This window comes from Nonlabens sp., from assembly GCF_018401815.1.
Taxonomy (GTDB): domain Bacteria; phylum Bacteroidota; class Bacteroidia; order Flavobacteriales; family Flavobacteriaceae; genus Nonlabens.
Genome location: NZ_JAGYKG010000003.1, coordinates 275,885 through 298,414, shown reverse-complemented (window position 1 = coordinate 298,414; position 22,530 = coordinate 275,885). Strand labels below are relative to the sequence as shown.

General features: G+C 39.9%; 20 protein-coding genes and 1 pseudogene. 3 read left to right on the top strand and 18 right to left on the bottom strand.

The genetic code is table 11. The features are described 5' to 3' along the window. Window position 1: 1 nt before the first annotated feature. From KG732_RS07955 to rfbB, 11 genes and pseudogenes are all read right to left on the bottom strand, one after another. Entirely contained in the window at window positions 2-274 is a 273-nt protein-coding gene (locus tag KG732_RS07955; protein WP_213522229.1) for a GIY-YIG nuclease family protein, read from the bottom strand. Continuing rightward, window positions 274-393 carry a GxxExxY protein gene (locus KG732_RS07950; RefSeq protein ID WP_300980392.1) on the bottom strand — a complete coding sequence of 40 codons (120 nt, stop codon included), beginning with the start codon at window positions 391-393 and terminating at the stop codon, window positions 274-276. The genes KG732_RS07955 and KG732_RS07950 overlap by 1 nt, the downstream gene beginning before the upstream one ends. 141 nt (window positions 394-534) lie before the next feature. Beyond that, window positions 535-1,002, bottom strand: a complete 468-nt coding sequence (locus KG732_RS07945) for a UpxY family transcription antiterminator (RefSeq protein ID WP_213522227.1) — start codon at window positions 1,000-1,002, stop codon at window positions 535-537. Window positions 1,003-1,096: 94 nt separating this feature from the next. Then, the gene (locus KG732_RS07940) at window positions 1,097-1,465 is read right to left on the bottom strand and encodes a four helix bundle protein (protein ID WP_213522225.1); all 369 of its coding nucleotides are present in this window, start codon (window positions 1,463-1,465) and stop codon (window positions 1,097-1,099) included. Window positions 1,466-2,433: 968 nt separating this feature from the next. Next, window positions 2,434-2,883 carry an ArsR family transcriptional regulator gene (locus KG732_RS07935; RefSeq protein ID WP_300980391.1) on the bottom strand — a complete coding sequence of 150 codons (450 nt, stop codon included), beginning with the start codon at window positions 2,881-2,883 and terminating at the stop codon, window positions 2,434-2,436. A gap of 283 nt (window positions 2,884-3,166) precedes the next feature. Next, entirely contained in the window at window positions 3,167-4,561 is a 1,395-nt protein-coding gene (locus tag KG732_RS07930; RefSeq protein ID WP_213522223.1) for a UDP-glucose 6-dehydrogenase, read from the bottom strand. A 1-nt stretch (window position 4,562) separates the two neighbouring features. Beyond that, window positions 4,563-5,840 (bottom strand): nucleotide sugar dehydrogenase, encoded by a 1,278-nt coding sequence (locus tag KG732_RS07925; protein WP_213522221.1) that lies wholly within the window; start codon window positions 5,838-5,840, stop codon window positions 4,563-4,565. Between the two features lie 46 nt (window positions 5,841-5,886). Then, window positions 5,887-6,858: an SDR family oxidoreductase gene (locus tag KG732_RS07920; protein WP_300980390.1), complete on the bottom strand. Its 972-nt coding sequence runs from the start codon at window positions 6,856-6,858 to the stop codon at window positions 5,887-5,889. A 109-nt stretch (window positions 6,859-6,967) separates the two neighbouring features. Continuing rightward, window positions 6,968-7,852: a glucose-1-phosphate thymidylyltransferase RfbA gene (gene rfbA / locus KG732_RS07915; RefSeq protein WP_213522219.1), complete on the bottom strand. Its 885-nt coding sequence runs from the start codon at window positions 7,850-7,852 to the stop codon at window positions 6,968-6,970. A 71-nt stretch (window positions 7,853-7,923) separates the two neighbouring features. Further along, window positions 7,924-8,280, bottom strand: a pseudogene (locus tag KG732_RS13070) (GxxExxY protein). Window positions 8,281-8,304: 24 nt separating this feature from the next. Next, the gene (rfbB, locus tag KG732_RS07900; RefSeq protein WP_213522216.1) at window positions 8,305-9,357 is read right to left on the bottom strand and encodes a dTDP-glucose 4,6-dehydratase; all 1,053 of its coding nucleotides are present in this window, start codon (window positions 9,355-9,357) and stop codon (window positions 8,305-8,307) included. A 300-nt stretch (window positions 9,358-9,657) separates the two neighbouring features. Between rfbB and KG732_RS07895 the strand changes: the two genes are divergently transcribed. After that, entirely contained in the window at window positions 9,658-10,953 is a 1,296-nt protein-coding gene (locus KG732_RS07895) for an OmpA family protein (protein WP_213522214.1), read from the top strand. Between the two features lie 1,264 nt (window positions 10,954-12,217). On the opposite strand, the gene KG732_RS07890 is transcribed toward KG732_RS07895, so the two are convergent. The 6 genes from KG732_RS07890 to KG732_RS07865 all read right to left on the bottom strand — a co-directional run bounded on the left by KG732_RS07890 (window position 12,218) and on the right by KG732_RS07865 (window position 20,366). Continuing rightward, window positions 12,218-14,272: a protein-disulfide reductase DsbD gene (locus KG732_RS07890; RefSeq protein WP_213522212.1), complete on the bottom strand. Its 2,055-nt coding sequence runs from the start codon at window positions 14,270-14,272 to the stop codon at window positions 12,218-12,220. After that, complete coding sequence (tilS, locus tag KG732_RS07885) at window positions 14,269-15,600, bottom strand: tRNA lysidine(34) synthetase TilS (protein ID WP_213522210.1); 1,332 nt, start codon at window positions 15,598-15,600, stop codon at window positions 14,269-14,271. The genes KG732_RS07890 and tilS overlap by 4 nt, the downstream gene beginning before the upstream one ends. Window positions 15,601-15,609: 9 nt before the next feature. Then, window positions 15,610-16,926, bottom strand: a complete 1,317-nt coding sequence (locus KG732_RS07880) for an anthranilate synthase component I family protein (protein ID WP_213522203.1) — start codon at window positions 16,924-16,926, stop codon at window positions 15,610-15,612. Window positions 16,927-17,144: 218 nt separating this feature from the next. After that, window positions 17,145-17,498, bottom strand: a complete 354-nt coding sequence (locus KG732_RS07875; RefSeq protein WP_213522201.1) for a hypothetical protein — start codon at window positions 17,496-17,498, stop codon at window positions 17,145-17,147. Between the two features lie 10 nt (window positions 17,499-17,508). Continuing rightward, window positions 17,509-18,909 carry a dihydrolipoyl dehydrogenase gene (lpdA, locus tag KG732_RS07870; RefSeq protein WP_213522200.1) on the bottom strand — a complete coding sequence of 467 codons (1,401 nt, stop codon included), beginning with the start codon at window positions 18,907-18,909 and terminating at the stop codon, window positions 17,509-17,511. Window positions 18,910-19,076: 167 nt separating this feature from the next. After that, on the bottom strand, window positions 19,077-20,366 hold the full coding sequence (locus tag KG732_RS07865; protein ID WP_213522198.1) for an NAD(P)/FAD-dependent oxidoreductase: 1,290 nt from the start codon (window positions 20,364-20,366) through the stop codon (window positions 19,077-19,079). Window positions 20,367-20,638: 272 nt separating this feature from the next. Here KG732_RS07865 and KG732_RS07860 point away from each other — a divergent pair, with 272 nt between their 5' ends. Continuing rightward, the gene (locus KG732_RS07860; protein ID WP_213522196.1) at window positions 20,639-21,133 is read left to right on the top strand and encodes a sigma-70 family RNA polymerase sigma factor; all 495 of its coding nucleotides are present in this window, start codon (window positions 20,639-20,641) and stop codon (window positions 21,131-21,133) included. A gap of 4 nt (window positions 21,134-21,137) precedes the next feature. Then, window positions 21,138-21,779 (top strand): hypothetical protein, encoded by a 642-nt coding sequence (locus KG732_RS07855; protein WP_213522194.1) that lies wholly within the window; start codon window positions 21,138-21,140, stop codon window positions 21,777-21,779. Window positions 21,780-21,854: 75 nt separating this feature from the next. On the opposite strand, the gene KG732_RS07850 is transcribed toward KG732_RS07855, so the two are convergent. Next, window positions 21,855-22,445, bottom strand: coding sequence for a porin family protein (locus KG732_RS07850; RefSeq protein ID WP_213522192.1), 591 nt, complete (start codon window positions 22,443-22,445; stop codon window positions 21,855-21,857). Window positions 22,446-22,530 lie beyond the last annotated feature (85 nt).

The following is a 22,530-nucleotide window of genomic DNA, read 5'->3' as shown; positions in this document are numbered from 1 at the left end:
TTCATAAACCCTGTGGAATAGCTTCTAAATATTTTTTGATGCGATTTATAATATATCTTTTACCATAAGTTGTTTTTAAATATTTTTCCCTACTTGTTGCGTCTTGTTGATTCATACAACCTTCAAAATAAACAAGTTCAATTGGCAATCTATATTTAGTGGATTTAACTTGTCCTTTCTGATGCTCAAGAATTCTGTTTTCCAGATTACTAGTGTAACCAGTATAAAAATTATTGTCTTTTAAACTTCTTAAAACGTAGATATAGTAATACATTATTCCACAGGGTAAACGGCCTCTAAGAATCCAGCACCTAATGAACGATGAACTTTCATACAAGCACCAATAATTTTAAAGCTTTCTTCTTTATAAACTATTTTATCTATGGAGTCCATTCGAGAAATTCGGTTTAATTCGGTTTAATTTGTGTAATTTTTTAAAGAGCTTCCAACTCCGCATGGCTTCGCCCGGTCCGTCCCATATTAAGAGGCGACAAAGGTACTTTTTTTATGTGTTTTAGAAAGGCTGCCTTTCTATTATTTTCCTTCTAAAGTCAGGGTTATTAACATCCCCAGTTCGCTCAGCACCAGCTGTAATTTATTTTTACTTAATTGTGTGACCCTTCCTTCTTTTCCTTTAAAAGGTCCTTCAGGAATGCTGATGAGATCTCCTTTTTTATAGTCGGAGACTTCCACTGCAATGAGTGTTCCTTTTAAATGTTCTTGCAATACTAGGATTTCTTTATTTCGTACCGTTGCGGGTTTCCCCAACCAGTAGACATAGCGCACCACTCCTGGTGCTTGAAATACTAGTTCTCGTTGATGCGCTTCCAGTCGCACAAAAATATAGGAAGGAATTAGGGGGGTGGTTACCTTTTTTTTTCTATCGCTATATTGTTTGATTTCCGTTTTCATGGGACAATATACTTCGATGCCTAATTGCGCTAATCGCTCAGCGACTTTTTTTTCGTTTCGGGCTCTGGTGTATAGTACGTGCCAATTCATAATTAAAGGTGAAAGGTGAAAGCTGCAAGCTAAAAGCTATATACTGAAAGGCCGTGGCTTAAAGCTGAAAGAAATAAGTTCAGAGTCATGGTCTTTATTTTAAGTTTTTAGCGATGGCATTAATTAATCCTTTTATCATTGAAGCTATTTCAACTGCCGCTTCTTCTAATTTATTTAATTGCTCTTTTGTAATCCATTTTCTTTTTTCAAAAAGACTTAGAAATGAGATCGTTTCATATAAAGATCCTCTGGCAATGTATAAAAACTCTATAAACTCTTTATTGGAGTTTCTTCCCTTACCTTCAGCTATGTTAGCCGAAACCGATGCACTACAAGCTTCTACCTGCTCTATTAATCGATAGTGTTTGGCTTGGGTGTTTAAATTTTCCGTTAAGTCAATAACACTGTCCGCAAAATCAATCGCCTTCCTCCAAACATCCAATTTCTTAAATCCTAATTCCATACTTATCTAATTTCTATAGCATTTTTTCTTTTCCTTTGAGCTTTTATCCTATCCCCAGCCCTTTCCCAAGGAAAGGGAGTTTGATTTGAATTATAATATTATATAAAACCAAAAACTTTGAGCTTTCACCTTTGAGCTTTGAGCTTTTATCCTATCCCCAGCCCTTTCCCAAGGAAAGGGAGTTTGATTTGAATTATAATATTATATAAAAAAACTTTGAGCTTTCACCTTTGAGCTTTGAGCTTTATCCTATCCCAGCCCTTTCCCAAGGAAAGGGAGTTTGATTTGAATTATAATATTATATAAAACCAAAAACTTTGAGCTTTCACCTTTGAGCTTTGAGCTTTTATCCTATCCCCAGCCCTTTCCCAAGGAAAGGGAGTTTGATTTGAATTATAATATTATATAAAACCAAAAACTTTGAGCTTTCACCTTTGAGCTTTGAGCTTTGAGCTTTTATCCTATCCCCAGCCCTTTCCCAAGGAAAGGGAGTTTGATTTGAATTATAATATTATATAAAACCAAAAACTTTGAGCTTTCACCTTTGAGCTTTGAGCTTTGAGCTTTTATCCTATCCCCAGCCCTTTCCAAGGAAGGGAGTTTGATTTGAATTATAATATTATATAAAACCAAAAACTTTGAGCTTTCAGCTTTGAGCTTTAAACTTTTATCCTATCCCCAGCCCTTTCCCAAGGAAAGGGAGTTTGATTTGAATTATAATATTATATAAAACCAAAAACTTTGAGCTTTAAACTTTGAGCTTTAAACTTTTATCCTATCCCCAGCCCTTTCCCAAGGAAAGGGAGTTTGATTTGAATTATAATATTATATAAAACCAAAAACTTTGAGCTTTCACCTTTGAGCTTTGAGCTTTTATCCTATCCCCAGCCCTTTCCCAAGGAAAGGGAGTTTGATTTGAATTATAATATTATATAAAACCAAAAACTTTGAGCTTTCACCTTTGAGCTTTAAACTTTCTCCTTCTCAAGAGCTTCATATATGACCAACCCGTTCCCTTTATATTCCTGAGTGATTAAAAACTGTACGTTTCTGTTGATTTGTTCTTCAATTTTAATGGCCAGCTGTTCGATGTATTTGGTGTTTAGGGCATCGCCTACCACTACCACTTCTATGGTTCCCGAATCGTTTCCTTCGGCATAATCGCCGATCACCACAATCTTTTTGACCTCACCCATACGCTCCAAGATCATGACCACTAGGGCATCGAGTCCCAAATGCTGGAAGACGATTTTTTGAAGGACGGCAAATAAAGGGTGTTTGGTGTTGGCTTTGTAAGAAATGCGGTTTTGTACGGCTTCTTTTTCCAGGTAGCCGGCTTCGGAAAGGTTGTTTAGTTCCTTACGAATGGCGTTGGTGGATTCCTTCATCTCCTCGGCCAAACCACGTAAATGTCCCATGTTGGCTGCGTTTATAAAAAACTTTACCAAAATGCGAATGCGGGTTTTTGAGGTGATCAGGGATTCGAGCATGGTTATTGAACGGTTACTGAGTACCAAAAGTACTCATTTTTTAAACTTCAACCAAGATTTTTGCAACAAAATTACCCTGCCGGTGGGGGTCTTTTTAAAAGCTTAGCACCTGATCTCCTGCAAGCACTTGAGCGCCAGATGCTGACTAGGAACTCCTGTTGACTTTTAGGGCGTCAGAGGAAGGGCTTGGAAAACAGGGGTACCGATCTAGCTAGCCCTTTCCTATGGTGTAGGTTTTAAATCCGATGGTTTGAAGCATTTCTTGATCCAATAACATGCGGCCGTCAAACAGAAATGCAGGTTTTAACATGTGCTCGTGTATTTTTTTCCAGTCGTAGTCTAGGAATTCGTCCCATTCGGTCAGTACCGCTACCGCATGTGCTTGATCTACGGCTTGTAGAGGATCCGTAACTACTTGAAGAAGCCTGCGGTTTTCCTCATCGGTTCTGGTACCCAAATAATTAAGGTCGCTGTAGATTTGTTCTGCGGTTACTTTGGGATCGTAAACCGTAATTGCTGCTTGTTCGTTTAAGAGGTAGTCGGCTACATAGATGGCTGCCGACTCTCGAGTATCGTTGGTATCTTTTTTAAAGGCCCAACCCAATAAGGCTATTTTTTTTCCAGATACGGTATGGAATAAGGTTTTAACAATCTTTTTAGCAAACCTTCTTTTTTGGTGGTCGTTCATGATGATGACTTGCTCCCAATAATCGGCTACTTCTTGTAGTCCATACGATTGAGCGATATAGACCAAATTCAAAATGTCTTTTTGAAAACAAGAACCTCCAAAACCAACTGAGGCTTTTAAAAACTTAGCCCCTATTCGAGTATCGGTTCCTATGGCTCTCGCCACTTCAGTTACATCTGCCTCGGTCACTTCGCATAATTCTGACAGGGCATTGATGCTGCTTACTCGCTGTGCAAGAAAGGCATTTGCGGTCAGCTTAGAAAGCTCTGACGACCAAACGTTAGTGGTCAATATACGTTCTTTAGGAACCCAGTTGGAATATACGTCCACCAAGGCCTTTTGAGCTCTTTTTCCATTCTCTGTTTGCTCGCCACCTATAAGCACTCGGTCTGGGTGCAACAAATCGCTTACAGCGGTTCCTTCGGCCAGGAATTCTGGATTGGAAAGTATGTCAAACTGCACTCCGTTACCGGTATGGTCCAGGATGCTTCTTATGGCCTCTGCTGTTCGTACGGGTAGGGTGGACTTTTCGACGATAATTTTATCAGAAGTCGCCACCTCGGCTATTTGTCTGGCGCACAGCTCGATGTATTTTAAATCGGCCGCCATGCCTTTTCCCACCCCATAGGTTTTGGTCGGGGTATTGACCGAGATAAAAATCATGTCGGCTGCTTGAATGGCTGCCTTAACATCGGTAGAAAAGAACAAGTTGTTCCCCCTAGTTTGCCCTACCAAATCCGATAATCCGGGTTCATAAATAGGGATGTTGTTGACCTCAGGATCGTTCCATGCGGCGATGCGTTTTTCATTGATATCCACCACAGTCACTTTGATGTGCGGGCACTTTGCGGCTATCATGGTCATGGTAGGCCCTCCTACATAACCGGCACCAATACAACAAATATTTTTTACTTTCATATTACAATCGCTTATCTGCACGAGATCCTAAAACGCCCTTTACATCGTAAATGACTCCTTGAGGCTCTAATAATTTTTCAAAATTCAAACTTAAGAATTCGTTATGAGCTACAGCTAAAACAATAGCGTGATACGTCTCCTTTTTTAACACCTTTAAATTGCGCACGCCGTATTCCTGCGCTACTTCGTCAGGATGTGCCAGTGGATCATAAATAGTCACCGTTACCCCGTATTCTTTAAGGTTAGAAATCACATCAATCACTTTGGTATTTCTCACATCAGGACAATTTTCCTTAAAGGTCATTCCTAAAACCAGGACTTTAGCATTCTTAACACTAATGTCTTTGGAGAGCATTAATTTAACCACTTCTCCAGCCACATAACTTCCCATACTGTCGTTCATGCGCCTTCCAGCAAGTATGATCTCTGGATGGTACCCCACTTCTTGTGCTTTTTGAGCTAAATAATACGGATCTACTCCTATACAGTGTCCCCCTACCAAACCGGGTGAAAAAGGAAGAAAATTCCATTTGGTCCCAGCGGCTTCTAAAACATCATGGGTATTGATATCGAGTTTATTAAATATTTTTGCCAATTCGTTGACAAAGGCAATATTAATATCCCTTTGCGAATTCTCGATCACTTTTGCTGCCTCTGCCACCCTAATTGTTGGTGCTAAATGCGTTCCTGCGGTGATCACTTGGTTATACAGGGCATCTACTTCAGCACCTATTTCTGGAGTACTGCCAGAAGTTACTTTGAGTATTTTATCTACGGTATGTTCCTTATCTCCTGGATTGATGCGTTCTGGAGAGTATCCCACAAAAAAGTCTTTATTGTATTGAAGTCCGCTTATTGTTTCTAACACAGGTACACATTCTTCCTCTGTAGCCCCAGGATATACGGTGGACTCATAAACTACGATATCTCCTTTTTTTAACACGTTACCTACTGTTTCACTCGCTTTGTACAACGGCGTTAATATGGGACGGTTATTCTTGTCTACCGGTGTAGGGACCGTTACTATATATATATTAGAGTCAGCAATATCGTCACTCTCTGTGGTACAATACAAGCCATTCTCATCGCTTTTTTCTTTTTTAAGCACCTTTAAAAGCACCTCATTTTCCACTTCTAGCGTACTGTCTACGCCAGTATTTAACTCTGCAACTCTTGATTTATTGATATCAAAACCGATTACACTGTATTTTGTAGCAAAAAGTCTGGCTAAAGGTAAACCTACATAGCCTAATCCTATTATTGTAATTTTTTTTCTCATAAGAACATGGTTGGTTGTTTTGCTTTCGCGAAAGCGGTATTAATAATTATAGATTAGACCAGTACCAATCTACCGCTTGATCTAGTCCGGCTTTTAAATCAAATTGAGGATCATATCCCAATAAAGTTCTGGCCTTGTCAATGGAAGCCAAAGAATGAGGAACATCACCAGCCCTTAGGGGACCATTGATCACCTCAAGGTTTTTAATGTCAGGATCGTATTTAGACAAGGAGGTTTTAAGCAAGTCAACAAGCATATTTAAATCTGTACGGTCTCCATAAGCGACGTTAAAAACAGTGTTTTCGGCTTCTTTACTATTTGCCAGCATGGCTTTTTCGTTTGCTTGTATCACGTTATCGATATAGGTAAAGTCTCTGGAAAAGGTTCCGTCTCCGTTTAATGTTGGAGATTGCTTATTCATCAATTGCTTAGTGAAGAGGGGGATTACCGCGGCATAGGCTCCATTAGGATCTTGCCTTCTACCGAACACATTAAAATACCTTAAGCCTATCGTATTTAACCCGTAGGTTTTATAAAAAACGTCTGCATACAATTCGTTGACATATTTGGTGATTGCATACGGGGAGAGGGGTTTGCCTATCACCTCTTCTACTTTAGGCAAGGCTTTTGAGTCTCCATAAGTAGAAGAACTTGCCGCGTAAACCATTTTCTTGACACCGGCTTCTTTACAGGCTACCAGCATGTTTAAAAAACCCCCTACATTCACTTCATTGGTAGTAATGGGGTCGTTGATGGATCTAGGGACACTTCCTAAGGCTGCTTGATGCAATACATAGGTGACCCCAGATACGGCTTTGTGACAAACTTCTATATCCCTGATGTCAGCATTTATAAATTCAAAATTATGTGTGCCTAGTATGGGATTGAGATTGTGTAAATGGCCCGTAGCCAAATTATCAAGACCTACAACATGATAACCCTTTTTAACAAAGTACTCAGCTAAGTTGCTCCCTATAAACCCTGCGGCTCCGGTAATTAATATTTTATCTTTTTCCAATTTTATAGTGGTTTGTTATTCGTTGTCTCTGCGAAAAGTAAAGAACAAAGGTAGGTAGTTATTTTTTATTGTAGCAGTCCTCTCAGAACAACAACTACAACACTATTAATTAATTTGTTTCTTTTCTAAGAACCACTTCTTTTATATAATCGTAATAATCCCCCTTCAAGTGTTGGACTCCATTATAAAGAGCTTCTCTAGTAATTCTTTTTTGAGACAGGGCAATCTCTTCCAAACAGGCTATTTTAAGACCTGTTCTTTTTTCTATGGCTTTTACAAATTCGGTTGCCTCGGTAAGCGCCTCATGCGTTCCGGTATCCAACCAAGCAAAGCCGCGACTGAGCAGTTGCATTTCTAAACTCTTGTGTGCTAAGTAATACTGATTGACGGCCGTGATCTCTAGCTCCCCTCTTTTGGAGGGTTTTAATGCTTTGGCTACTTGGATCACCGAATTGGGATAAAAATACAGACCTACTACAGCATAGTTGGATGCTGGATGTTCTGGTTTCTCCTCTATACCCACCAGGTTTCCTTCAGTGTCAAAACTGGCTACCCCATAACGCTCTGGATCTTTTACGTAATTGCCGAATACGACAGCTACATTTTTTGAAGTGACTTGATGTACGGCGCGTTCCAACACATCAGAAAATCCAGCACCATAGAAAATATTATCTCCTAATACCAGTGCTACCGGATCATTCCCTATAAATGCTTCACCGAGAATAAATGCTTGTGCGAGACCGTCTGGGCTAGGCTGTTCTTTATAGGTAATAGAAATGCCAAATTTACTTCCATCACCGAGGAGGCGTTCAAAGTTGGGAAGGTCATTTGGGGTAGTTATCAATAGTACTTCTGTAATCCCCGCTTCCATTAACACAGACAGTGGGTAATAGACCATCGGCTTGTCGTAAATAGGTAAGAGTTGTTTACTTACCGCCAAGGTTAACGGGTGCAATCTGGTTCCTGAGCCACCAGCTAAAATTATTCCTTTCATTTTTTTAAAGATTTTCGCGAATTAAGGCGGATTTGCGCGGATTATTTGGTGTTTATAACTCTTTTCCAAGTTCAACTTGATTGTCCAAAGTTAACCAATAAACCTAACTTATAATTAGTGGATTTAAGGTAGTTGATAGTTTGAGCTTCCGTGTCTTTATGTAAAAATGAGGCTGCTTTGATTTCAATAATTATTTTATTAAAACAGATAAAGTCCGCTATAAACTATTTTTTTAAAGGAACATTATTATAATAAACTTGAAGTTTTCTCTTACTGTCAAATTCTATTTCCTGATTTTTAAACTCTTTCTCTAGAGCTTCATGATAAACAGATTCTAGAAAACCCGCACCTAAAGCAGTATGGACTTTCATACATGCTCCAATAATTTGGAAGCTTTCTTCTTTGTATAAAATATTCTCGACATCCATTTGTGAAATTCGGTTTAATTTTTGTTAATCAGAAGAATACTGCTCCTTATAATAGTGTTGATATTCTCCGCTAATGACTTTTTCCATCCAATCCTGATTCTTTAAATACCAGTCAACTGTTTTGGACAATCCTTCTTCAAAGGTCACGCTGGGTTTCCAGCCCAATTCTCGTTCTATTTTTGAGGCGTCAATCGCATACCTCACATCATGACCTGGTCTATCTTTAACAAAGGTGATTAATTTTTCACTTTCCCCTGCTGCTCTGCCCAACCGCGCATCCATTTTGGAACAAAGCAACTTGATCAGGTCGATATTCTTCCACTCGTTGTGCCCTCCTATATTATAGGTCTCTCCATTTTTACCTTTATGAAAAACAGTAGCTATAGCTGTTGCATGATCTTCTACATACAACCAGTCTCTGGTATAATTTCCGTCTCCATACACTGGTAAGGATTTTGAATTAATAATGTTATTAATGCACAACGGAATTAATTTTTCAGGAAACTGAAAGGATCCGTAATTGTTGGAGCAGTTAGATATTACAAAAGGAAGACCGTAAGTGGCTCCATAAGCTCTTACAAAGTGATCGGAACTCGCTTTAGATGCGGAATAGGGAGAATTGGGGTCGTAAGAAGTGTGTTCCGTGAAAAGGCCGGTTGCTCCTAAGCTTCCATAGACTTCGTCAGTACTGATGTGATAAAACAATCCTTTTTTAACCTCACTGTGCTTTTTAAAGGATTCTAATAAATTCAAGGTTCCTAAGACATTGGTTTTGGCAAAAGACAGCGGATCTATGATGGACCGATCTACATGAGACTCTGCTGCTAAGTGAATCACACTATCAAACTTATAGCGCTGAAATAACTGGTCTATAGCAGTACCATCTGTAATGTCTGCTTTTAAAAAATGGTAATTAGAATGCGGTTCCACGTCTATAAGGTTCTCTAAATTCCCTGCATAGGTAAGTGCGTCTATATTGTAAATCTCATAATCAGGATATGAGGTGACCAATAAACGAACCACATGCGAACCAATAAAACCAGCACCACCAGTGATTAAAATCTTTTTTGAATTCATTACAACGGATTTTTTGAAGCCTGAAAGCTATAAAAGCAACAGAAAAAAGTTCTTGACAAAGTTAACAGAATAAAATGAGCGGCGCATTTATTAAAAACTTAGATGACCCTTATCGCCTTCAAAACAGCTGTATGCCAGTAACCTGCTGATTAGCATTAGGTAGGGATTTTTAACAACAACGGCTTTAAGCACCTCTAAAAAACACAGGTAGGCCTATTTAATGGCAATTTATAGGTTTTAAAGCTATTGCCCTTCAGAATATAGTTATATATTTGTAACCGAAAGCAAGATATAACTATTATGAAAAAATTATTTACTCTTACCATACTGTTCTTCAGCTTGGTAGCTGCAGCGCAAACAGAAGATGCCACATCTTCAGAAATTAATGAAAACGCAACATTTCAAAGATGGGCGATTGATGTAGGTGCAGGTGTTCACAAGCCTACACGACCTTTTGTTGACGGTTATGTCAGCACTCCAGATTTATGGCAAGCGGACCTAGGGGTTCGTTATATGTTCACTAGAAGTTTTGGAGTTGGTTTGGAATTCGGTTACAACAACATACAAAGTGATGCTGATGCTTCTGTAACTTTTGAATCTGACTACTACCGAGTAGGATTAGAGGGAATCGTGAATTTAGGTGACTTTGTCAACTTAAAAAGCGCTTCTTCTAGATTTGGTATTCTAGGTCATGGAGGTATAGGGGTAGGTTTTCTTACTTCTAATGCGCGCACTTTAACAGATGCCACCGACCATCACTTGAATTTTACGGCAGGTATTGCTCCTCAATACCGAGTAACAAAAAACATCGCGGTTTTTACAGATTTGACGATTATAGGAACTACTCGTAATCATTACGGATGGGATGGTGCTGTACTAGGAACTGAGGTACGCGGATTTGAAGGATTGATGATCAATGCTTCTGTTGGTCTTACCTTTTACTTAGGAGAAGGAACTGATCCAGCAGACTTTGCTCAAGATCCCATAGAGGCAAAAGTAGACGCTATTGCCGCTCAAATGGAAAAAATGGCCATAGAGAATGCTGATGACGATCAAGATGGGGTGCCTAATTACTTAGATCGAGACAATACTACAGAAAGTGGTGTTCGTGTTGACAGTAAAGGTCGTGCTATAGACATGAATAAAAACGGTATTCCAGATGATATGGAAAGCTCTTTAAATGCGCGTTACGCTAGCCAGTCTGATGTACAAACTGCTATTAACAGCGCTAATGCTGCTAACCAAAATCAGATCAAACAACTGATTAATGAAGGTTATGTAAATGTGTACTTCAGGTTTAACAGTACCAAACCTACTACCTATTCTTTAGGAGCAATCAATACCATCGTTCAATACATGAAGGACCATCCAAGTGCTACGGCAACGCTTACTGGTTTTGCTGATGAAATAGGAAGCCCTGAATACAACAAAAGCTTATCAGAGCGTCGTGCAAAAATGGTGAGTGATGTACTTGCCGCTGCTGGAATTGACGCCAGTCGTTTGACTCAGAATGGTGACGGTGAAGACGCTTCTGTAGATAAAAACAGTACAGATGCGAGACAATTAGTAAGAAGAGTTACTTTTAAAGTCAACTAATGTTACTGGTACTTATGATAATAAAAAGGGTCGCTGATGCGATCCTTTTTTTTTGTCTTATTTCCACTATCCAGTTTTCAGTTTTCAGTAGGCAGGTTGCATTCCAGTAGGCAGTGGGTAGTAGGCTATAATTGTAGCTTTTGAAATTATTTTCCGCACTTGATGCGGAATCAGTCTCAGTCTCAGTCTCAGTTTTCAGTAGGCAGGTTGATTTGTGAGCAAGCTCACCAATTGGAGTAGGCAGTATTTTATAATTGTAGCTTTTGAAATTATTTTCCTCACTTGATGCGGAATCATTCTCAGTCTCAGTTTTCAGTAGGCAGGTTGATTTGCGAGCAAGCTCACCAATTGGAGTAGGCATTATTTTATAATTGTAGCTTTTGAAATTATTTTCCGCACTTGATGCAGAATCAGTCTCAGTCTCAGTTTTCAGTAGGCAGGTTGATTTGTGAGCAAGCTCACCAATTGGAGTAGGCAGTATTTTATAATTGTAGCTTTTGAAATTATTTTCCGCACTTGATGCGGAATCAGTCTCAGTCTCAGTTTTCAGTAGGCAGGTTGCATTCCAGTAGGCAGTGGGTAGTAGGCTATAATTGTAGCTTTTGAAATTATTTTCCGCACTTGATGCGGAATCAGTCTCAGTCTCAGTCTCAGTTTTCAGTAGGCAGGTTGATTTGTGAGCAAGCTCACCAATTGGAGTAGGCAGTATGCTATAATTGTAGCTTTTGAAATTATTTTCCGCACTTGATGCAGAATCAGTCTCAGTCTCAGTTTTCAGTAGGCAGGTTGATTTGCGAGCAAGCTCACCAATTGGAGTAGGCAGTATTTTATAATTGTAGCTTTGGAAATTATTTTCCGCACTTGATGCAGAATCAGTCTCAGTCTCAGTTTTCAGTAGGCAGGTTGATTTGCGAGCAAGCTCACCAATTGGGGTAGGCAGTATTTTATAATTGTAGCTTTTGAAATTATTTTCCGCACTTGATGCGGAATCAGTCTCAGTCTCAGTTTTCAGTAAGCAGGTTCCATTACATTAGGCAGTAGGCAGTAGGCTATAATTGTAGCTTTTGAAATTATTTTCCGCACTTGATGCAGAATCCTTTAGAGTTCCCGAAAGTTTTCCCCTTCTTCCTTTCCACATATAAGCAGCATCAAAGCTACTATACCAAGAGTTTGTTTTATAGTGTTGTATTGAACTATAACTATAAGCAACAAAAAAACCGATTCCTATCAGAATCGGTTTTTAGATATTCTTTAATTAAATGGACTATTTCTCCAAGCCCTTTCTCAACCAAGCTTCATAACGGTCGGCTTCTGGAGTATAGGCAATAGGTTGACCTTTATCGTTTCCATCTTTATCTTTGATCACATATAAAGGTTGTGCCGCCACTTGATAATTTTTTTTCTGAAATTCCATCCATTTATCTCCAATAGTGCGCACTTTCTTTCCAGTGACTTCAGAGCGGTATTGTTGTTCCTTAGGAAGCTTGTTTTTATCATCCACATAAAGGGAGATGAGTACGAAATCAGTTTTCAACATAGTTAAAATCGCAGGCTCGCTCCACACCCGTTCTTCCATCTTGCGACAATTCACACATGCCCAACCTGTAAAATCTAGCAGAATAGGCTTATTCACTTTCTGGGCATATGCCCGTCCTTGTTCATAATCATGAAAAGCGGTGATGTCGTGAACCGTTAGATGTGCTCCTTCTGGAAGCTCTAGGTTTGCCTCCAACTTGGTATATCCTACACCATATGGTGCTTCGGCATAGTTCAATGGTGGTGGGAATCCAGAAATTATTTTTAAAGGCGCTCCCCAAAGCCCGGGAATCATGTAGATGGTAAAAGTCAATACGATCAATCCTAGAAACAACCTGCCTACAGATATGCTGGATTCTGGACCGTGATGCGGCATGTTAATTTTACCTAAAAGATATAGGGCTAGCCCTCCAAAAATAGCTATCCACAATGCCAAAAACACTTCCCGCTCTAAATAATGCGTTTGAAAAACCAAATCTGCTGCCGATAAGAATTTAAAAGCCAAGGCCAATTCTAAAAATCCTAACACCACTTTTACGGTAGTTAACCATCCCCCAGATTTTGGGAGTGAGTTCAACCATCCAGGAAAAATAGCAAACAAGGCAAAGGGTAAGGCTATAGCTAGTGAGAACCCCAGCATTCCAATTACTGGAGCTAGGCCCCCTTTAGAAGCGGCTTCTACAATAAGGGAACCAACAATAGGCCCGGTACAGGAAAAGGAGACAATCGCAAGAGCTAGTGCCATAAAAAAGATCCCCACAATACCGCCTTTATTGGCTTTTTCGTCTGCTTTGTTAGCCCAAGATTGTGGCAACGTGATCTCAAAAGCTCCTAAAAAGGAAGCCGCAAAAATTACTAATATCAGGAAGAATGCCACATTAAAATACACATTGGTACTGAGCTGGTTCAAGGATTCTGAACCGAAAATAGCGGTCACAACAGTACCTAAAAGCACATAAATAACGATGATAAAAACACCGTAGAGTATCGCATTCGAAATAGCTTTTGCCCTGTTTTTGCTCTGCTTGGTAAAAAAGCTTACCGTAAGCGGTATCATAGGGAAAACGCAAGGAGTGAGAAGTGCTGCAAATCCCGAAAGGAATGCTACAATAAAAATAGTCCAAAGACTGCGGTCTTTTTTATCCTCTTGATCGGCTACCTCTGGATCATTTTTTTTTTTGGCGTCTTGATCTTTTTGAACTTCTTCTTTTTGGTGCGGTTCCTTAACTTGAAAAGAGGAAACTTCTGGAGCCATGGCTAAGATAGGGTCCTTTTCTTCGTCCAGATAGGTTTCAATGACGTCAGCAACGTTAGGTGGGACAGCGGCATTAGGGTCCAATTTAAAAATAAGAGGAACGCCTTTAGGCCGCAAACACCGTTCTTCATCACAGGTCATAAAAAATACTTCGGCAAGGATGTAGGTTAACTCGGTATCAAGAACTTTTATTTTTTGTTTAAAAACAGCGGTGTCAGAGAACTGGTATACCGGAAACTCCCATACAGGGGAATATTCTCTATACGATCCAGTTTCCTCATTAATTCCTAGCAGTTCTATTTGCTCTTCTACCTCATAAAAGCTTAAGGTCGTCGGAATTGGCCCTCTATTTTCTGGAGATGTGGTTTGTGAATACACGTGCCATCCCGGCTCTATGACAGCCGTAGTGATCAGCTCATATTCCTGATCTGAACCTTTTTTAACTTCCGTAGACCAAGAAGTAGGGTCTTGTTGTGCGGTTAGTTGTAGTGAAATTAAAGCTATTACTGCAAACAGAAGCTTTTTCATAAGTCTGAGGATATTTCAATTATAGATGTAGTGCTACTCGTAATTTTGTGGTGTTGGCTCGCTCTGAACCCTACCAGCCATAAGATGGTGCTACCACTTGTCAATACTAGTGCTTTTTCTCGTTCTAAAGAAGGAATTTTGCAGTCAGTTAACAAATCGCTGATCAATTTACTGCCCTTCATTCCAAAAGGGTGCATGCGATCTCCATGCTGCCAATTTCTCAAAACTAAAGGATATTCTAATCCTGTTGCATCAAGTACCACTTTAGAACTAGGAACAGCCGGTGTTATATGCTTCATCGGGTCCTTTGTACGTATGTTTTTGATCTCCAATTGGTAGCCATCTAACGGTACCCTTTCCGTAGATGGGTGGATTTCCATATAAATAGGATTCCTATCGGCCACTGTGCTTAACACCAGCTGCTTTCTATCTTTGGTCAGTCTTTTGCTGCCTGATAAAATGCTTTTACCATTAGCTGCATCCAGTAGTCCTAAGGCATCGGGAAGATTAAAGTGGTGCTCTTTTAGCAATTCGAAAAGGTAGGCTTCTGGTTGTGCAGTAGCTTTGATTTTCTCTATAGAGATTTCTAGGTTTCCTTGTAGTGTTGTTGTTGTTCCGCTTTCGCGAAAGCGTGCCACCTCTACCTCTACTAATAATTCAGCCCCCTTCAGGTACTGCAACGTATTGGAAAAATTATCTTTTAAATGGGGTAAGGCCACATCAAGCAAAGGAATCACTTGATGCCGCAGTTGATTGCGTACGTATTTAGTCTTGCTATTGCTGCTATCTTCACGCCAATCGATTTTATTTTCTACCGCAAAATCGCTGATCTGACTGCTGTTAAAAACCAACAAAGGTCTCGCAATAATACCATTGCGCTCCCGTATTCCAGTCAGCCCATGAAGTCCTGCACCACGGCCTAAATTGATCAAAAAAGTTTCTAATTGGTCGTCCAGGTGATGGGCTACCAACACGTGCTGGAGGTGGTGACGCGCCGCAATGTCTTCAAAAGCTTGGTACCTCAACTCTCGAGCTGCCATTTGAATAGAAATACCTTTAGACTTCGCTATTTTTTCTGTTTCAAACGACTCTATATAAAGGTGGCATCCCCATTTTTTAGCCAGGTTTTCTACAAAGACTTGATCTGCATCACTTTCTGCACCACGCAACTTAAAATTGCAGTGTATCAAGTCATATTTGATATCCACATGTTGCAGTAAATGCGCCAAAACCGTACTGTCTTTGCCGCCACTTATCGCTATAGCAATAGGAACCGAAAACAATTCTGGAAAATGACTGCTGATATGTTTTTTAAATGCTGCTAGCATAGTGCAAATTTAATCAAAGTCAATGCCTTGAAGTGCGAGCACTTCAAATAATGCTTTAGCTTTAAGCAAACACTCCTCGTATTCCTTTTCGGGAATGGCAGCAGCGGTAAGTGCACTGCCTACCGAAAAGGAAAGTGCTTTTCTATCTTCATTGTATAAGATCGTACGTATCACCACATTAAAGTCAAAATCGTCATGAGGAGTAAAGTACCCTATCGCCCCGCTGTACCATCCTCTTTTAAAGGATTCGTTTTTATCAATGATTTCCATAGCACTTATCTTAGGTGCGCCGGTCATGCTACCCATAGGAAAGGTGGTCTTGAGGGCGTCAATAGCCGTATATTTTGAATCTAACTCGGCCGTTACGGTACTGATCATTTGGTGTACTTGCTTAAAGCTGTAGATCCCAAAAAGTTCCTCTACGGCAACACTTCCTTTTACCGCTGTTTTAGAAAGGTCATTTCTCACTAAGTCAACGATCATCACGTTTTCAGATCGCTCCTTAGGATCATTAAAAAGAGCTGCTTTAAGGGATTCATCTTCTACGGAGTCGGCAGATCTTTTTGCAGTGCCTTTGATAGGTTGGGAAATGAGTTGGTTCCCCGTCTTTTTTAAATAGCGTTCTGGACTTGCGCATATCGCATAAAAAGACTGATATCTGGCATAGACAGCAAAAGGAGGTTCACTAATGCTGTTCAAATCATAAAAGGCCTTTTGCGCGTCCACTACCACATCTTCCGCATAAAATTGAGTGCAAAAATTAGCTTCATAAATATCCCCTCTATGAATGTGATCCAGCACCTGATACGCTTTTTGCAAGTAAGCTTCTTTAGAATCTTTGGCTTTTAATACCGCCTTTTGGGAAGTTGATGTTGGTTTGGAAAAAGAATGCTCTTGTATTTTTTGAATCAACTCCTGCGCTTCCTTCTGTAAGGCTATAAAGGAATGAAGCCTTACTTGCTTCTCCGAAATTTCAAACACCAACTCGGGTACAAAAAAGCATCCCTCTGGAACCTCCAAAAGGTCTTGATGGGTGCTCTCTAAATCTTCCAGCTCGTTTTTTAGATCGTAACTTAAAAAACCAAACATCCAGTCTTGATGAGCAGCTCTAAAAGTGTTTAACTGCTCAAATGCGGTTCCGCTTTTACAGGTGATGTGATCTATAGCTCCTACCCCGATTAAGCTGGCATAAGAATCAAATTTTAAACTGCCTTGATTGCTCTCTAAATACACCAGGTATTTTTCGGCAGCATAAAACGACAGCAAGTTCTTTTTAAAACTTGCAGCATCAAGTAATGGAAACTGATGTAGTTGTCTTTGTTTCATAGCGCAACAAATATACTACCAATTCCACATACCTATCCTAAAAACACCAAGGTAACCCCCCTCGTACCCATAATGAAATATCCTAAGAAGTATAGGAGTCCCCCACATATTTTGGTTAAACCAAATCTGGAAATTGAACAGGAATGATCCTATAACTGCTGCCCCACTAAAGAAAACCATCCTTATAAGGGGTATGATTGGATCCTACAACTCCTGCATCAACACCCTTTTGTTCTAAAAATTAAGAACCCAAGAGCTGCATTATAGATCAGGACATCGGCAAAGGAGGAATGCGTTCCATAACGCTGTGCTAATGGGGTTCCGCAGGAGTCTGTGATGCTCGATCCAACCGTGTTGAAGTGTCCTCCCGCAGTTGTAAAAGCGGTACAAGAACGCTTTGGAGACCTGTTTTGATCCGTTGGTTGGCCTCCTTGAAGCAACTGCACGCTCCGGAGGTGGGTGCCGTTCGTTTTAAAAGCATGGGAGTTGAGCTTCAGTTGTAATTGCTCGACTACTAGTTTATGTTTACAAAAAAAGCCGACTCTTAAGGAATCGGCTGGAACCATACTCAATTTACCACTATTAAACGTGTAGCGCTCTGTCAGCTGTTGCAGCAAGAGCAGCTTCTTTCACCGCCTCGGCATAAGTAGGGTGCGCGTGAGACATTCTTGCGATATCTTCAGCACTAGCTCTAAATTCCATAGCGGTAACTGCTTCAGCAATAAGGTCAGCTGCTCTAGCTCCTATGATGTGTACCCCTAAGACCTCATCGGTAGTTGTATCAGCAAGAATTTTAACCAAGCCATCCACATCTCCAGAGGCACGTGACCTTCCTAAGGCACGCATAGGAAAAGAACCAGCTTTGAATGCTATTCCTGCTGCTATTAATTCTTCTTCTGTTTTACCTACACTGGCTACTTCTGGCCAGGTATAGACGACATTAGGGATGAGGTTATAATTGATATGAGGTTGTTGACCCGCAAGTACTTCTGCGACAAAAACTCCTTCTTCCTCAGCTTTATGTGCCAACATGATGCCACGTACCACATCTCCTACTGCATAGATGTTAGGTACATTCGTTTGCATCTGCTCGTTGACTTCTACCTGACCTCGTTCATTGATCTTAACACCAGCTGCCGTTGCATTTAATTGATCTGTATAAGGGCGTCTTCCAACAGCAACAAGGCAATAATCTCCTTCAAATACCACGTCTTCGCCTTTTTTATTTTTGGCCGTTACCTTAACCGCATCACCATTGCGCTCTACTTTATTTACTGCATGAGAAAGGTGGAATTTCACTTGTTGTTTTTTAAGCACCTTCATCAATTCTTTAGAAAGGGTCTTATCCATCGCTGGAGTAATGCGGTCCATATATTCAATAACCGTTACCTCAGCTCCTAGTCTCTTATATACTTGACCTAGCTCAAGTCCTATCACTCCACCGCCTATAACGATTAGGTGTTTAGGAATCTCTTTAAGAGATAATGCTTCTGTAGAAGTGATGACTCTTTCTTTATCTAGAGTTATAAAAGGAAGGCTTCCAGGCTTGGAACCTGTAGCAATAATAGTATTGGCAGCTTCAATAGTTTCTGATTTCTCACCGTCTATTTTAATATGAGTCGCGTCGACAAAAGACCCCATACCCGTAAAGACATCAATCTCGTTTTTTTTCATTAAATACTGCACACCATCACATGTGGTATCTACCACTTGCTTTTTACGCGCAATCATTTTTTCGAAATTAATTTTTATCTCTCCTGGAATCTCAATACCATGTTCTTCAAAATGCTTCATGGCATCGTCATAATGGTGAGAAGAATCTAACAGTGCTTTGGAAGGTATACATCCTACGTTAAGACAAGTCCCCCCTAAGCTATGGTATTTTTCGATAATAGCAGTTTTCATACCTAGCTGTGCACATCGTATTGCGGCTACATATCCACCAGGTCCAGAACCTATTACTGCAACGTCATACTTACTCATACGGATTGGTTTTTTATTATAAATTAGGTCTTATTATCAATTCCACAGGTAGTAGAACAGATGGTACAAAGGTACTAAAGGAAGTCCTATTTATAGGTAATTTAAGCGATAATTGTAGGCTACAAGGCTCTTACTGCTGTTTAATTCTAATAGATTTAAAAGGAATGCTACTCATCAGAAATGTCTTTCTTTTGATACGGTCTCATAATCAATCGTGCTGCTCGGTCAAAGTTGAAGTAGCTGTACACCCAGTTTAAAAACACCACTAACCTGTTCCTTACTCCTACTAAGAAGTACAGGTGTACTCCCAACCACGCCATCCAAGCTAAAAAACCACCTAGAGTCACTGATTTTATATCGGCCACGGCCTTATTTCTTCCTATGGTGGCCATACTCCCTTTGTCCAAATAAGAAAATTCTTTAAGTGGTTGATCGAGTAGTAATCGTTTAAAATTCTTGACCAGTAACTTGCCTTGCTGTATTGCTGGTTGTGCCACTTGAGGGTGTCCCTGTGGAAATTCAGGTGTTTTCATCAAAGCCACATCACCTATGGCAAAAATAGTTTCACACCCGTTTACCCTATTCATGCGATCGACGAGAAAACGCTGTGATTTTTGATCGATACTTTCTTCTCGAATCCCCGGTACCGGATTTCCAATCACTCCAGCGCTCCATATAAATGTGAGTGCTTCAATTTTTAAATCTGTATTGGTTAAAACCGTTTCCTCTTTATAGCTCTTCACCATTACATTAAGGTGGACATTTACCCCAAGCTCTTTCAAATATTTTTCGGCTTTTTGCGAAGCTTTCTCACTCATACTAGCCAAAACTCGGCTACTGCCATCTAATAAATGAATTTCCATGTGCTCGGGAAGGAGTTCTGGATAGTCATGAGGAAGCACGCCTTTTTTAAATTCGGCAAAGGCCCCAGCCAATTCTACTCCAGTCGGACCTGCTCCAGAAATCACGATGCGCATAAGCTTCTTTTGTTCTTCTGCATCGCTGGTCAAGGTAGCCTTTTCTAGGTTTTGAAGCATGTAACTTCTGATGTCTAACGCCTGAGGAACACTTTTCATTGGTAAAGCCGTTTCTTCTAGCACTTGGTTACCGAAAAAATTGGTTGCAGTTCCTGTAGCGATGACCAAGTAATCAAAAGTCACCTCTCCAATAGAGGTTTTGAGCACCTTGAGAAGGGGATCTACCGCAACAACTTCAGCGAGTCGGAATATAAAATTAGTGGTGTCTTTGACAAGCCCCCTTAATGGAAAGGCTATAGAATCAGGTTCCAAAGCACAAGTAGCCACCTGATACATCAACGGCTGGAAATTGTGGTAATTGTGGCGGTCTATAAGTACGACTTGAACATGTTGTTGGACGAGCTTTCGCGAAAGCGTTACCCCTCCAAATCCGCCCCCTACAACAATAACTCGTGGAACTTTTGATGGTGGTATATTCATGATTCTATATTTTACCAAAGATAAATTTAAAGAGGTGGGGGAACGAACGAAGCAGCATCTTTTCTTAAAGAAGCAAAGAAATTGGTCTTTTCATTATATTTTTGGATGGTAATGGTGCAGTAATTAACGCCTCTATACGACTTTGGGCCCTATATTTGTGGAGGAACCTTCAGTAGCTCTACAGCTATAACAGATTAAAAAAGGGATCCTATTACCGAAGTGTAACATTTCTAAAAAAGAAATGACTTATCAAACAACCATACCGTCACCACGTGAGTAAGCAACTCGAAGAAGAATTTATCAAACAACTGGATGAGAATCAGAATATAGTGCATAAAATATGCCGGCTGTATACAAATGACCAGCATGCACACAAGGATCTTTTTCAAGAAGTAACCGTACAATTATGGCGTGCTTACCCCAAATTTAGAGGGGACTCAAAATTCAGTACTTGGATGTATCGAGTAGCCTTAAATACCGCAATAACCCTTTATCGCAAATCTACGAGAAGGGTAACAACTCAAGATTATGAGTCGGTACAATTTAAAATAGAAGACCAAAACGAGGAGGACGAACAAATGGAGCAGCTGACGTTGCTTTACGGAGCGGTAAAACAATTGAACGATATAGAAAAAGCATTGGTTTTTCTATATCTAGAGGATAAAAATTACAGAGAAATAGCTGAAACCATGGGGATCTCTGAAGTAAATGCAAGAGTGAAGATGAACAGGATCAAAACAAAATTAACTAACATTATAAATCCATAAAATCATGGATCAACTAGATATATTAAAACAAAACTGGCAGTCACAAACTGATAACTCGCCTCGTTTTACTAAAGAACAACTCACTGGATTGCTAGCGAGAACATCCTCAGGAATAGTCAAATGGCTGTTGATCATCGCGATGATTGAATTTGTTGTGTTTATTGTTTTGGGTCTTGTATCCCATTTAGCAAATCAAGAAAACCATACGATTGAAATGATGGGAGCCCCTTTTTATTACGGTTCAATGATTTTTCATTATGTAGTGATTATCACGTTTATCTATGTATTTTATTCCAATTATAAGCACATCTCTATTTCGCAACCTACTAGCAGTCTTATGAATAAGATTCTAAAGACCCGACGCACGATGAAATGGTACATTTGGTACAACTTAACCTATATGATGTTGGTAGGAATGATAGCTACCGTTTTAGTGATTCCTAATGACCCTAAGGTTACCGAACTCCTAGCGAGTCCTGAAATGGCAGGACATGAAACAGCCTTTTACCTAATGGCATTAGGGGCTTCCTTTATCGTGTTCTTGATAATTTGTGTGGTGATGTATTTGATCTATCAATTGATCTATGGTATTTTACTGCGCAAATTGCAACGCAATTACAACGAATTGAAGAGGATGGAAATTTAAAAAAGAGCTCGTGACGGAGCAAAAAAAATGCGGCCTTTGGCCGCATTTTTTTAACACCACCTGTTCATCTTCTTCTTAGAACTTATAACCTACTGATAAGTGAACGGTTCCAGGAAGCTGAGTCCTGTTAATTCCGTCAGTTTCGTTGTCTATGATATCAGAAAAACCATAGGTTAGCGTTCCTTTAAGATACAGGTTGTATTTTTTTAAATCATACCCAAATCCTGCCGTACCAGCAAAATTAGTATTGACCGTATCCGCTATCTCTACAGCATCCCCATCACCTGCAGCTTGTTCTCCTTTAAGTAAAAAACCTATTTGTGGACCAAAGTGAATACTAAAATTCTTATACGCATAGTATTTGAATTGTAGCGGTACATTGATGTATTGCAATTTTACCTCTGTTGTTGTTCCTGCAGCATTATCAAATTCTTCTCCCTCAACTGAATACAGCAAACTAGCCTCATAAGACCATTTTTCAGCAAATGCCAATTCGGCGACTCCTCCTATATGGAATCCCAACCTGTTAGCTTCAGAACCAGTACCTCCTAAGTTGTCGATTTTAGAAAAATTCACCCCACCTATAACTCCGTAAGAAAGGTCTTGGGCAGTGGCTGTAAGGGTTGCTACAAGCAAAGCAACTAAAGAAAGATAGATTGTTTTCATTTTTTTTTGTTTTTAAATAAGAAGCTCAAATATATAAAAATGCTTTTACAAATCTTCCTTTTCTTAAAAGAGAACTAACTAGTCG

Bases quoted from the DNA above. Each gene is read 5' to 3' on its own strand.
- KG732_RS07955 (WP_213522229.1), bottom strand. From the start codon at position 274: ATGTATTACTATATCTACGTTTTAAGAAGTTTAAAAGACAATAATTTT.
- KG732_RS07935 (WP_300980391.1), bottom strand. From the start codon at position 2,883: ATGGGACATTTACGTGGTTTGGCCGAGGAGATGAAGGAATCCACCAAC.
- KG732_RS07865 (WP_213522198.1), bottom strand. From the start codon at position 20,366: ATGAATATACCACCATCAAAAGTTCCACGAGTTATTGTTGTAGGGGGC.
- KG732_RS07945 (WP_213522227.1), bottom strand. From the start codon at position 1,002: ATGAATTGGCACGTACTATACACCAGAGCCCGAAACGAAAAAAAAGTC.
- KG732_RS07940 (WP_213522225.1), bottom strand. From the start codon at position 1,465: ATGGAATTAGGATTTAAGAAATTGGATGTTTGGAGGAAGGCGATTGAT.
- tilS (WP_213522210.1), bottom strand. From the start codon at position 15,600: ATGCTAGCAGCATTTAAAAAACATATCAGCAGTCATTTTCCAGAATTG.
- rfbA (WP_213522219.1), bottom strand. From the start codon at position 7,852: ATGAAAGGAATAATTTTAGCTGGTGGCTCAGGAACCAGATTGCACCCG.
- KG732_RS07925 (WP_213522221.1), bottom strand. From the start codon at position 5,840: ATGAGAAAAAAAATTACAATAATAGGATTAGGCTATGTAGGTTTACCT.
- KG732_RS07855 (WP_213522194.1), top strand. From the start codon at position 21,138: ATGGATCAACTAGATATATTAAAACAAAACTGGCAGTCACAAACTGAT.
- KG732_RS07890 (WP_213522212.1), bottom strand. From the start codon at position 14,272: ATGAAAAAGCTTCTGTTTGCAGTAATAGCTTTAATTTCACTACAACTA.
- KG732_RS07930 (WP_213522223.1), bottom strand. From the start codon at position 4,561: ATGAAAGTAAAAAATATTTGTTGTATTGGTGCCGGTTATGTAGGAGGG.
- lpdA (WP_213522200.1), bottom strand. From the start codon at position 18,909: ATGAGTAAGTATGACGTTGCAGTAATAGGTTCTGGACCTGGTGGATAT.
- KG732_RS07850 (WP_213522192.1), bottom strand. From the start codon at position 22,445: ATGAAAACAATCTATCTTTCTTTAGTTGCTTTGCTTGTAGCAACCCTT.
- KG732_RS07880 (WP_213522203.1), bottom strand. From the start codon at position 16,926: ATGAAACAAAGACAACTACATCAGTTTCCATTACTTGATGCTGCAAGT.
- rfbB (WP_213522216.1), bottom strand. From the start codon at position 9,357: ATGAATTCAAAAAAGATTTTAATCACTGGTGGTGCTGGTTTTATTGGT.
- KG732_RS07895 (WP_213522214.1), top strand. From the start codon at position 9,658: ATGAAAAAATTATTTACTCTTACCATACTGTTCTTCAGCTTGGTAGCT.
- KG732_RS07950 (WP_300980392.1), bottom strand. From the start codon at position 393: ATGGACTCCATAGATAAAATAGTTTATAAAGAAGAAAGCTTTAAAATT.